The 12693-nt window shown below is 34.7% G+C and carries 11 protein-coding genes and 1 tRNA gene; 9 read left to right on the top strand and 3 right to left on the bottom strand.

Going from position 1 to position 12693, the window contains the following annotated elements:
* The first annotated feature begins 98 nt into the window (after window positions 1–98).
* From HJ01_RS11310 to HJ01_RS11285, 6 genes are all read left to right on the top strand, one after another.
* A complete protein-coding gene (locus tag HJ01_RS11310) occupies window positions 99–326 on the top strand; it encodes a helix-turn-helix domain-containing protein (protein WP_007138551.1) in 228 nt (75 codons plus the stop codon).
* A complete protein-coding gene (locus tag HJ01_RS11305; RefSeq protein ID WP_007138550.1) occupies window positions 323–655 on the top strand; it encodes a HipA N-terminal domain-containing protein in 333 nt (110 codons plus the stop codon). Before HJ01_RS11310 ends, HJ01_RS11305 begins: the two co-directional genes overlap by 4 nt.
* Window positions 656–776: 121 nt before the next feature.
* Window positions 777–1604, top strand: a complete 828-nt coding sequence (locus HJ01_RS11300) for a HipA domain-containing protein (protein WP_238531085.1) — start codon at window positions 777–779, stop codon at window positions 1602–1604.
* Between the two features lie 750 nt (window positions 1605–2354).
* Window positions 2355–2442 (top strand) — tRNA-Ser (locus tag HJ01_RS11295).
* 270 nt (window positions 2443–2712) lie between these two features.
* Window positions 2713–3960, top strand: a complete 1248-nt coding sequence (locus HJ01_RS11290; protein WP_007138548.1) for a site-specific integrase — start codon at window positions 2713–2715, stop codon at window positions 3958–3960.
* Between the two features lie 154 nt (window positions 3961–4114).
* The gene (locus tag HJ01_RS11285) at window positions 4115–4375 is read left to right on the top strand and encodes a hypothetical protein (protein ID WP_007138547.1); all 261 of its coding nucleotides are present in this window, start codon (window positions 4115–4117) and stop codon (window positions 4373–4375) included.
* Window positions 4376–4453: 78 nt separating this feature from the next.
* Here the strand turns inward: HJ01_RS11285 and HJ01_RS11280 are convergent, their stop codons facing one another.
* A complete protein-coding gene (locus tag HJ01_RS11280) occupies window positions 4454–6091 on the bottom strand; it encodes a hypothetical protein (RefSeq protein ID WP_007138546.1) in 1638 nt (545 codons plus the stop codon).
* A 127-nt stretch (window positions 6092–6218) separates the two neighbouring features.
* Window positions 6219–6347 carry a hypothetical protein gene (locus HJ01_RS18035; RefSeq protein ID WP_007138545.1) on the bottom strand — a complete coding sequence of 43 codons (129 nt, stop codon included), beginning with the start codon at window positions 6345–6347 and terminating at the stop codon, window positions 6219–6221.
* Between the two features lie 763 nt (window positions 6348–7110).
* On the opposite strand from HJ01_RS18035, the gene HJ01_RS11270 reads away from it, so the two are divergent.
* The 3 genes from HJ01_RS11270 (at window position 7111) to HJ01_RS11260 (ending at window position 9969) form a co-directional block, all read left to right on the top strand.
* Window positions 7111–8016 carry a helix-turn-helix domain-containing protein gene (locus HJ01_RS11270; RefSeq protein WP_081478710.1) on the top strand — a complete coding sequence of 302 codons (906 nt, stop codon included), beginning with the start codon at window positions 7111–7113 and terminating at the stop codon, window positions 8014–8016.
* A gap of 102 nt (window positions 8017–8118) precedes the next feature.
* Window positions 8119–9615, top strand: a complete 1497-nt coding sequence (locus tag HJ01_RS11265; RefSeq protein WP_040473928.1) for a MauE/DoxX family redox-associated membrane protein — start codon at window positions 8119–8121, stop codon at window positions 9613–9615.
* A 90-nt stretch (window positions 9616–9705) separates the two neighbouring features.
* Window positions 9706–9969: a DUF6520 family protein gene (locus HJ01_RS11260; protein ID WP_040473866.1), complete on the top strand. Its 264-nt coding sequence runs from the start codon at window positions 9706–9708 to the stop codon at window positions 9967–9969.
* A 54-nt stretch (window positions 9970–10023) separates the two neighbouring features.
* Here the strand turns inward: HJ01_RS11260 and HJ01_RS11255 are convergent, their stop codons facing one another.
* Window positions 10024–12693 carry an alpha/beta hydrolase family protein gene (locus tag HJ01_RS11255; protein ID WP_081478709.1) on the bottom strand — a complete coding sequence of 890 codons (2670 nt, stop codon included), beginning with the start codon at window positions 12691–12693 and terminating at the stop codon, window positions 10024–10026.

Raw genomic sequence — 12693 nt, 5'->3', positions numbered from 1 at the left:
TATGCATTTACATATAGATTTGCATTTTTGTAATATATTATATGCTTTTACATATAATTAACTATATTTGTTCAGAATCGTTGCAAAAGCATATAACCATGAAGACAATAGCAGATTTTGTAAAAGAGAAAAGGAATGAGGTAAACCTAACGCAGGAAGCCTTTGCGGAACGTGCTGGTGTAGCATTGACTGTTATTCGAAAAATAGAACAGGGTAAAGAAAACCTGAATTTGGAAAAAGTAAACCAAGTACTCAAAATGTTTGGCCATACTTTGGCTCCAGTAAGTGCAAGAGAATTATCCCAAAATGACGAAAAGCAACTATGAGAAAAGCAGCCATATATTATAAAGACTTCCTAGCGGGAATACTCACGGAAACGGATGATGGAGATTATACTTTTCAATACGATGAAAATTTTATTGCAGAGCATCCAAAAGAAAGCATCAGTTTGACCATGCCAGTACAATCAAAAGCCTACACCGAAAAACGGTTGTTTCCTTTTTTTGAAGGATTGATTCCGGAGGGATGGTTGCTAGATATAGCCTCCAAAAACTGGAAAATTAATCCAAACGATCGCATGGGCTTACTCCTCGCCTGTTGCCAGAATTGTATCGGAGCAGTAAGTGTTCAACCAATACCAAACGAAGATGTTTAAGAAATGCCTCTATTGTTACAAACCATTAGCCGACGATTCTGCCGGGGATTTTCACGAGCAGTGCAGCTTAGAGTTCTTCGGCAGCAAACAACAACCGGTATTCGAGCATTCGCTAAAGCAAATGGTAGATCTGGCCAAAAATGTAGTTGAACGTAGCGTAGCAGTTCCTGGAGTACAACCCAAATTGTCCCTGTCTATTGTAAACGATACCATCCATGACGGAAACAAAGGCCGCCTTACTGTGGTGGGTGCTTTGGGAGGAAACTATATTTTCAAACCACCATCCGCACAATTTCCAGAAATGCCCGAAAATGAGCACGTCACTATTCGGATAGCGGAAGCTTTTGGCATCAATACAGTGATGTCAAGCTTAATCCGCCTGCAGTCGGGTGAACTGTCCTACATCACCAAACGCATCGACAGAACAGAAACTGGAGAAAAAATTCATATGCTGGACATGTTCCAAATCACGGAAGCTTTCGACAAGTACAAAAGCTCTATGGAAAAAATAGGCAAGGCCTTAGATGAATTTTCGGACAACACCTTGCTCGACAAAGTGTACTTTCTGGAACTGGCCATTTTCAGTTTCTTAACTGGAAATAATGACATGCATCTCAAAAATTTTTCGATGATCCACTCTGGTGAAACCTGGACATTGGCGCCCGCCTATGATCTATTAAACGTGGCAATCGTAAATCCAGACGACACCGAGGAACTAGCCCTGACATTAGAAGGTAAAAAGAAAAAACTGAAATGGGAACATTTCAAGAGACTGGGTATTACCCTTGGCTTGAATGAAAAACAAATAAAGGGAATGGCAAAGCGGTTCCATAAAAACAAACCTATCGCCATCGAGTGGATCAACAATTCATTCCTGTCGCATGCATTCAAAGAAAAATACAAAACACTATTAGAAGACCGATACCAAAGATTATTTGAAACCGACTAATTAATCTCTTTTTTTCATAAATTTATGCTAGCTAAAGTCTTATAAATAGCACTTTAGAGTACATCAAAGCCTGATCAAAGTAATAGATAGAGTATGAGAACAGAACCCAAGAGATTATGCATCTACCCGAAAGACATACAGCGCATAACTGGCAAGAGTTACCGTCAAAGCATTAGACTATTGCAAAACATAATAAAGGAGCTTAATAAGCTTCAAAACGAATTTGTGTCTGTAGAAGAATTCTGCCAATACACCATTTTGAAAATGTAACAGGCTGAACATCTTATAATTGGATAAAGTTTCTAAAAAAAGGCATTCATTAAATGAACCAATAGAAACGCTTAACCTATTTATTAACATGTTTGTTATTTAAACTTTAATGACACCAAAAAAGCTAAGTAAACCCTATCTTTATCTGGTTTTAATTTAGAATAATTTATTAATCATAAAGCGGTGTCACTTAAAACCAGAACTCCCTCCTCATCAATTTAAATTTGATTTAGCACAAACCAACAATTATGTGGATTTAATTTCTTTTTACAACTCTCCCTTCTAGAATAAGTAACCGATCTAAATCTATCCGGATGGAAACACAAAAAAAAAGTCACTGACTTTAATTTTTAAAATGCTTGTAAAATGCTGCTTTTGAGAGCAAGCTTAAAAAAAAGTAAAAAAAACTAATTTTCTATTTTCTAAATCAAAAAAAAGGTTAAATTTGCACTCGCAATCAGCAAATGATTGCCGCTCACTGGAGAAATGGCAGAGCGGTCGAATGCGGCAGTCTTGAAAACTGTTGACTGTAACAGGTCCGGGGGTTCGAATCCCTCTTTCTCCGCCAGTACAAAAACAAATGGTATCAAAACCCCGTAAATCTTATGATTTACGGGGTTTTTGCTTTTATGACATATTCAAATTATTCATCTAATCTCATCCTTAACGAGATATAATCGAGACCCTAGAATTTTTCAAAAATTAGGGTCTCGCTAAATCAACTTAAACCTTTCAAACAACCAGTTCAATCTATGTTCCTTGACGGGTTCATCATTTGGACATCTTGTTTGATATTCTTTACAAATCTAAATTGAATACTAATTAAAAGGTTACCACTATGAAAACTAAAATCACATTGCACTTCTATGCGAAGAGCACAAAAGCTAATGCTGCAGGTCTACTTCCTATCTACGTAAGATTAACTGTCGATGGAAATAGAATGGAGTTCAGTACCAAAAAGTTTATAGATTCCGCTAAATGGTCACCTGAGATGTCAAAAATGAAAGGCAATACAGAGAACGCTCGTTCATTAAATGAATACCTTGATTTAATGAAATCAAAAATATTCGACATCCAAATGGAATTAATTCACCGGAATGAACCTCTCACAATTGAAGTTTTCAAAAATAGACTTCTCGGCATCCATGAACGTGAACGTATGCTCATCCCTATTTTCGAAGAACACAATCGAAAAGTAGAAGAGCTAATAGGGCTCGAATACGCACTTGGAACACTAGAGCGATACAAAACCTCACTCAAGCACACCAAAGACTTCCTGCAGTGGAAATACAACATATACGATATCGAAATCAACAAAATAGATCATTCTTTCATCACAGAATATGAGTTCTATTTGAGAAGTGTACGCAAATGCGCCAACAACACGGCAGTAAAATACATTAAGAATTTTAAGAAAATAATCAAAATCTGTATTTCAAATGGGTGGTTGGACAAAGATCCGTTTGCAAACTATAAATCAAAAATTAGGGAAGTCGAAAGAGATTATCTAACGCAAGAAGAAGTTCAAGATATCTATTCCAAAGTATTAGTAACTGAGAGACTAAACCTAGTCAAAGATATTTTCGTTTTCAGCTGCTTTACCGGTCTGGCTTACATCGATGTGAAAAACTTAACAATATCAAATATAAGTATGGGTATTGATGGCGGGAAGTGGATATTCACCCATCGACAAAAAACAGAAACAGCTTCAAGAATCCCCCTCCTCCCTATACCGGAAGAATTAATTCTAAAATATGCCAATCATCCACAATGCATAAATGAAAATAAACTGCTACCCATTTTAAGCAATCAGAAAATGAATAGCTATCTAAAGGAAATTGCGGACGTTTGCGGTATTAAAAAAGATTTAACCTTCCACATAGCCCGACACACTTTTGCGACAACTGTAACGCTCACAAATGGTGTTCCCATAGAAAGCGTGAGCAAAATGTTAGGGCATAAAAGTTTAAGAACCACACAACACTATGCAAAAATATTAGATAAAAAAGTGAGTGAGGATATGATGATTTTACGAAACAAAATGTCAAACCAAAACAATGTAGAAATTATAAAAAAAACCAATTAAATTTTTTACATGTCACTAGCAAACAATGAAAGTAGACTTCGTTAATAGCTAGAGTTTAAATGAAATTTGAAACGAAACAGAGTATTTTATAATTTGTACTATATTTATCTAGGTTTATATTTTTTTTAAAAGAACAATTTAAAAATGGTACACTATGGCATCAAAAACAATTGAAACACTTAAACTACTATGGCCTGATGGCTTTTATCTCTTCATTCAGGCATTGTTATTGGCGCTCTTTATTTATAGTTACAATGAGACATTGATTTTAGAAAAAAGAATTAATGAATTAAACGAAGAACGTCTTCAGCAACAAGTCATGTTCGACAGAAGACAAAAGGAATTTCATGAGCAAAGTAACCTACAACAAGCAAAAATCGAACGCATCATAAAAGAGCTAAAATCAGAGAAATAGAACTATAAATCTGCTGGATGATTTAACGTTTTCTAGTTGTATTTTATCATAGAATGCGGCTTCAGGGGAATTTTGTCATTAATTTACAATTATATCATCATCATAAATTGTTTGATTATCATCTGTTTTTGCAAAAACGTGGTATTTCCCTATTGGCAATTCAAAACTAATTTTTTTCTTTTTAGGGATTATTATATAGCTTTGAATTGGAATAGCTAAGTTGTTCATTAAATTATATTCTTTAAAATCAATTATTTCAACCAAAATTTCCTTCTTTTTATAGTTGGAAAATTTTCTGTCTTTAATAATTACTTTTTTGAATAACATGTTCGGGTATATAAATTTTAAACTTGGCTTCAAATTGTTAACCAAAAAATAATCTGCAGACGATGTTATCTTTGTTGTATCGGTAAGATATTTGCGAGGAATTAAAATTAAGTCTTCTTTAGTGTCTGCACAAATGACTGTTTGGTTGATTGTAATTGGGTTAATTCCGGATAATTCTTTAAAATACTCTGCCATCCATTTATCCTTATCATCGTTCTTTTCAATATGAGAATGCCCCACATATACAAAAATTTTAGCATTAGGATCTTTCTCTAAAATCTTCATAATATTTTTTGCCTGACCAATTTCTCTTCCAGTCCCTTTATCAACGTTTTCATGTCCTGAAACAGTAAACCCCAATGCTATTGCCTTCCTAATGAAATGGGCAAAATAAGGTTCGCTTGTATAAAGTCCATTACGATAGTTAGGAGTCAACTCCTTTTCTGTACTTACATTAAACCCTTCTAATGACAAATAATTATATCCTTTGTCCTTTAGAGTTGCTAGTAATTCCATCGCAAACATTCTATGTTTTGGATAGTAATGATCCTCATTAAGCATTATTACCTTGTTCACTTTTGCTATTTCTCCAATTTTCACAAAAATTGAATTGTCTTTAAAAACGTCATCTTCGCTAGATAAATCGGCAATCAAAGAGTTAAATTTTTCTTTGCGCAGTTTTTCGTAACTCGTAATTAAAGAATCATACAGTTTATTATTTGACATAAAAGAATTAACAGTAGATAGCAATTGGAATTTAGTATTATTTTCTCCTTCAGCTTTTAAAGGGGCTGTCGCTAATTTTTTGCTTGCATAAAATGGGTTGGGATGAACATTCGGAAAATTATAAATAAATATCGCTGGGAAAGACATCTTTCTAGTATTCAATGAATCAATATTGATTTTATTCAACAAATCAGTGCCGTATATTGAAGAATTATTGCCCTTAATTGAAATGTCTTTTATTAATCCAAAAACTTTTCTCTTCCCTTTTTGTTTTTCAAAAAACAAAAGTTTACTTATAGTGTCATTGATAACAATTTTAGAACTACTTAAATTGTCATCCGATGCTTTTATTTCCTGGTAGAAAAAACACATTTCATTACCATTTTCTTTTGATTCTGCAACTAAAAAAAGATCTTTTGACGATAAATTATTTTTCTTTAATAATTGCCTGTATTCCATTGCTTTAGAAAGAGAAACTTCTTTGAATTGAATATTTTTATCAAAATCAATTCCTACTTTTAGAGAATCGTTATAAAAATAATTTTTATTAAAATAATTGCTCTCAGACAATCTACTTTTTTTTGAGCTACAAGAAATGAATAAGAATAACAGTAATAAATTAAAATATCTAGGCATTATTCCAAAGGTTTTTATAAGGGTCATAATTACATTTTGTTTTAGTATAATAGAATGTATCTGTTTCTTTAAAGGGACTACTACCATCCTATCGCGCAGTATTGCCAAAACGACAATCGTTAGCGCAGGTGTTCAACTGTGCCCTAAAAGATTGTCAAAACAAATCTAACAAAATCACTTCCAAGTCGCTATCTAAACTGGCATAATTTCTAGCAGACCTAAAATAATAATAATAATCTTCTGGTAAAGTAACAATTCTATCTTTTACAGGATTGTTTTGCATGTAATCTAGTTTTTGACGTGTGAATTTGTTACTATAAATATGCTCTGCATGATAGCCGTTTTACCATACTTTATAATTTTGTTCTTTTTTCAAATGTTGGTATGCTTTGCTAAAATATTCCAGTATACACTATCTTCTACTCTCTGGCTCATCTAGAGTTGTTCAATAGCACCATCGCTCTTAACCCAACCCGAAAAGATATACAATGTATCAAAATTATTGTCGATTTGTATTAATTTCTCTTAGTTTGTAAATAAAAACTTAAAAAGTTGTATACACAATACCCACTTTTAGTGATATTACGAAAATTGTAGGAAGTAAAAGTATTCCATAATAATTTTAATTCTTAACGGGCTTTCACTAAAACAAAACGCATAAAAAAAGACACCGCATCCATTTTTCACTCCTTACCCATACTATTCCCTCTACCATAAATCAGTATCTCTTCCTAACTCTTAAAACGGCCATCTACGATAAACACCTAAAAACCAAACTACAATAAATCCAATTATTCCACACCTCAACTATAGATCGTCTCAAGAATTACACATTGATTATGAAATTTAAAATCGTTTCACCATTCACTTCTCACTATTCCCTGTCATCCTGAGCTTGTCGAAGGACACCACTCACTTTTTTCTAAAAAATACCTATTCAATTCCCGAATTGAACACTATACTTTTAGCTTCAAATAATTTATTTTGATAGGTTTGCAAAGGTTATTCCATTTCTTCCACCAGCAAATCACTTCAAATTATATAATATGTCAGACCAATTTAATCAGGTCCGGATTAAACGTATTTACCAAATGCTGTTCGAAATGGCAACTGGAAATATGACCTTCCGCATCCAGGATAATAGTAATGATGAATTAAAAAATATTGCTGTCGCATTAAATAAAATTGCAGAAGATCTCCAAAAAATAAGTCTGGCATCAGGACATAACAGTGCTTACTATCCGTACCAAAATCTAATTCAATTAACATTTGTATTGGATAATGATTTTGTTTTATTGAGTTTTAATAATGAGGTGCCACACACTCTTAAATATAAACCGGATACAATTATCAATACCGACTTTGGAAAATTGATCGCTCAGCAATCGAAAGATCTTTGGAAAGGTATTCTTGATGAATTAGATAAAAACTCCAATTACAACACTACTTTGCAATTAATTTTAATTACCGGTGACAATCACCTGCTGCCATCATTTTGCACAGTATCACGATTACTATATAGCGATGAAATAATTGTAAGTTCAGTATCAACCATACTTGAAGAGATGCGTGACATTAATGACCGTCTCTCTGGTTCAAAAATTCGCAAACACAATGAAGTTACTGCGGTGCAAAATCTGCATGATTATATTTTAAGTCATCTGGATGAACCATTACCCACTTTACATTCCTTGGCTCAAATGTTTGCTATTGAAGAACACATATTAAAAAATGGTTTTAGAACTTTTTTCAAAACAAGTGTCTATAACTTTTATCAAGAGGAACGCTTGAAAAGAGCAAATCTAATGATCCGGCAAACAGCTGTTTCTTTAAAAGAAATTGCATATCTGAACGGCTTTAAGGGCTATCTTAACTTCTATAAAGCCTTCAAAAAAAGATTTGGCTACAAACCAAGTGATCTATCAAGACCCGAAGAAGATCTTCTACCCTAATACTTTTGCACTGTTTTATTTTTTGAATAACGAAATGCCTGATTTGCATAATGTTATATGTTTTTTATTTACAATTTTACAGTACTAAAAAAAAACAATACAATGAAAGTAACTGCTACATTCAAAGAGAAATTCACGATCAGTATTAGTTACTTATTCATACTGCTTTTCGTCTATTCAGCAGTCAGTAAACTAATGGATTTTCACAACTTTCAGATACAGCTTGCTCAATCTCCTTTACTTACTGCCTTTGCTACATATATTTCTTATGCAGTACTAACAGTAGAATTTGCAATAGCTATTTTGCTATCAATACCAAAAACCAGAATAATCGGAATGTTCTCGGCATTTGGACTGATGCTACTATTTACAATTTATATCTACATAATACTCAATTACAGCTCATTTGTACCCTGCTCTTGCGGAGGCATCCTTGAAAACATGAACTGGACAGAGCATCTTATCTTCAATATTGCAATGGTAATACTTGCAGCGACAGCTTTGTATCTTTCCAATGATTGGCAGAATAAACCGCGATTTTATATCAGCATACGTCTTGTAGCAATATCGCTACTAAGTGTAGTTTTAATGGCTGGGCTGTTTCTTATTTCTGAAGACATGGTGCAACATCGCAATAACTTTGTGAGAAGGTTTCCTCCCTTTCCTGCCAAACGAATTACTGTAGAAAACCTGAAATTCAATTCCTTTTACTTTGCTGGCGAAAGCAATGGTAAGCTATTTCTGGGAAATACTTCGGCACCAGCATTGATAACTACATTGGATACAGCACTTCAAGTGATCACAACTCAGCACATCAAGATTACGGATACGTTGTTCAAATTCCATAATATTCAATTACGAGTACTTCCACCCCACTTTTATTTATTCGACGGTACAGTTCCCATAATTTTTAAAGGAAATTTAAGTGATGGAAAAGCCGTTTTACAATCCAGAAAAATCCCCGGTTTCACAAAAGCAGTACTCATTGATTCCGCAACCATCATAATTCGAACGCTCAGCAATACTCGAGAAAATCTTTTAGCAACTGTAAACCTCAACCATGGCCAAATTAAAAAATCGGCTCATGAACTTCTTCAGAAACAAATTGATGGATTATTCGATACAGATGGAACAATGCAGTACAGTCAACAGCAAAGAAAATTTGTTTACTTATACTACTACCGCAATCAATATACGGTTACAGATCAATATCTTAACCTTGTGCATCGCGGAAACACAATTGATACCACTTCTAAAGCTAAAATCAAAATTGCATATGTAAAGGCGAAGAAGCAGAGGGTATTTTCAGCACCCCCATTATTGGTAAACAGAGTTAGCGCAATCCATAATAACCTGTTGTTCGTAAACTCAACATTACCTGGGAGATATGATGAAATAAAAATGTGGAAAAATGCAAATGTTATCGATGTATACGACATTCTAACGAAATCCTATTTAATGAGCTTTTACATCTACAAAATTGACGGTGAAAAAATTGATGATTTTATAGTAACCAATACCCATTTTTTTGCAATAATAGGGTCCAACATTGTTTCTTACAAACTAGCTGCAGCATTGAAAAATAAATACAATAATTAAATGAAAGACATACCGGCCAGTATCAGGGGTCAGATCGAAAACCTGTAAAAAAGAGTAGATCACATTAGTTAATTTTTAAATTTTAATATTATGAAATCTTTAGCAATTAAAATGATGTTTCCCGTTGTCGCCTTTGTGTTGGCATCGGCAGGGGCGGTAAGCACTAGTGATTCGACAACTAACTCTGAAAGCGCTGGCGTGCAAGGGTTTAAACGTACGGCGCCATTCAATTGTCAGCCACAAAAAATCTGTAATAACATCGGAACTGTGCTTTGTGTTGACGGAACAGATCAAATGTATGCGAAACCTTCGCCAACATCGGACTGTACAGAGATATTGACCCACAAACCTTAAAAAATATTTAAGGTAAAATTAATGCAGGTCATAATTTCTTATGACCTGCATTTCTTATTGTACTCCTTCAGCAATCCATTTTTTGGGTGATTCTCCTTTTAAATAATAGCCAAACCAATCTTCTATTCGATGAGCAAAGTTCTGTTGATTCTCTTTTTTTACCAATGCATGACCATCTCCGCGATACACTAGTAAGACGGCGCTTTTTTTCAATCGTTGCATCGCAAGATAAAAAGCAATACTTTGATAATAATGGATTTGCCTGTCTTCTTCTCCTGTCCAAATGAGTACAGGCGTTTCTATTTTATCGACAAAGTTGAGCGGCGAATTACGCTCGTATCCTTTCCTATCTTCAAACAAAGATTTTCCCATACGCCACTGCTGGCTCTCAAATCGCCACATCTCTGGTCTTCCAAAAGTCCAACCGATAGAAAGATACCATCCAGCAAGATCAAAAACAGAAGCCCCTGATATAGCACTTGCAAACAAATTGGTCTGCCCCAGTATAAAATTGGTTTCATATCCTCCAAAAGAGTGTCCAATTAAGCCAATTTTAGAATTGTCGACTACGTCTTTATTTACAACCGCTTTGGTGGCAGCAATGACACAATCTGCAGCTGATACCCCTGGATTTCCCAACTCATATTCAATATCAGGGAGCAGCACAAAATAACCTTGAGCAGTTAGGTTAGAGGTATTAAATCCTGCCATATTATGGAGCGATGGATTGATGTAATAATGAAGTAAATAGGATTGCTTTTCATAAATATGTACAATCATTGGATACTTCTTTTCTGGACTATAAGCTGCAGGGTAATACAAGATCCCAGTTAAAAGAGAGTTTTTTGAATCCCGATAATAGATCTTTTCCTGCTTTGCCCACGCATATTTATAATGCTGTAAATTACTCTGATAGAGTTTTGTATTCGTCTCTTCCTTGCCCATGCTTATGCTTAATTCTGGCGGACTATTATATTTTTGTGATTCATAAACATACACATTCGCTTTGCTGGCTTTTAGTATTTTTGTAGTAAGAAAATCACCAAAAAAAATCGGTTCTACGTTCTTTTTTGGACCAAGAATAAAATAACCACTTTCATTATTCCTTTTCGCACTTAACATTATTTTATTTTTAGTATTGATCGCTGCATCAATATGTCCCGTAAAATAGGGTACAAAAAATTCCCTATCAACTGGCGGAGCTATCCGAAATGTAATTCCCGACTCCTTCCCTCTAGTAAGTCGAACAGCTTTATTTCCTTTAAAATCTATTTGCCAAATATCAAACTGATCATAAAGTAGAATATATTCGTCATGAACACCCCAGCCTACAATCCGGTAGTTAATTGGCCAAATTTTATCTTCCCAGTCCGCTAATTGAAGCTCGTGCCTTCCTGTAATATTAGAATGGGTACGAGTCACAAAATTATACACCCACCAATCGTTATCTTTAAAATAAGCAAAATATTTTCCGCCAGGTGACAAACTTAATGTTTCTAGTTGTGTAGACTGGTTTTCTAAAAGTAAATTTCTCTGTCCCGTTTCTAGATCAGTAACAAAGAAGTTTACATTCCGCTCCATTATATATTGCGGTCCTAAATCGTTTTTATTATAAGTAATAGCAAAATCTTCACTGGCATTCAGAAAACCAAAGGGTTTACTTTGATCGGTAATTAGCATAAAACGATCTTGCTCCGGCCACCATGCAGCGATTCTGGTATTAAATTCGAGATCTTCCACAGTCTGCCTTTCAGAATAAACAACCGCATCATTGCCATTCCATACCTGTGCCCCATCAAATTTTTCTGCTATGGCAACCTCCTTTCTAATAGTAAAAAATACCCTTTTACCATCAGGAGAAAGCGTCAAACCACTCGCGAATTCGCTTTCCACATAGAAACTATCTGGAATTTTATTGGGCTCCATTTGAAATAATGTAGTATTCTTTACAGAAAAACAGAAAACAGCCGGACGATTAATTCCACTGATACTATCTTTACTTTCTCTTAGAAAAGCAACAGATTGACCATCAGCATTCCATATCAGTTGCGAAAATTTCCCACTACCACTTTCAGCTACTACTGATTTCCCTATAGTTGACCCAAAGGTCACCATCAGTACTTGGTAAACGCCACCGTTTTCAATGGTACAGACAAGCGCATCCTTGGAACTACTCATACGGAATTGATCAATCCCAGCAATACTTTGCAATAGCTCTCCTCCACTATTCCTGAGCTGTAATACCCGCTGCTTCGCTTTTCTTTCCACAGAAATCAAATAGTCTCCATTTCCCGAAAAGGAATACGATTCCACTTCTTCAATTACACTGATTTTTCCCTTTTCCAAATCAAGAAGAGATAGTCTTCCATCAATATCAAGGCAGACAAATTGACGATCCCCGCTAAATGCGCCCGCATTCGATTTTGCAAAAGTATACACCTTTTTTCCATCACTTCGCTTCACAAAAAGCGTATCAGGGCTTTCGTCATAGCGCATTGCATAGCTTACCCAGTTCCCTTTATCAGATATTTTGTCAGTATAAAGCGTTCCCCACAAATGATAATCGCTTTCTGTAACTGCTTTTTTTGGTAGTACCTGCCCGTAATTCGGGCAAGCAACTAACAAAAAAATTAAAAAATTAACCCATCGGCAAATAGTGCCACAAAGTGTCGTATTGGTCTTTCTATCGATTAACCGTAGAGTACCGTTGTTATAATTGATCAT

The sequence above is a fragment of the Flavobacterium frigoris PS1 genome, from assembly GCF_000252125.1.
Lineage (GTDB): Bacteria > Bacteroidota > Bacteroidia > Flavobacteriales > Flavobacteriaceae > Flavobacterium > Flavobacterium frigoris_A.
Note: the sequence above shows the minus strand (reverse complement) of the source record. Positions and strands in the feature narration are given on the sequence as shown.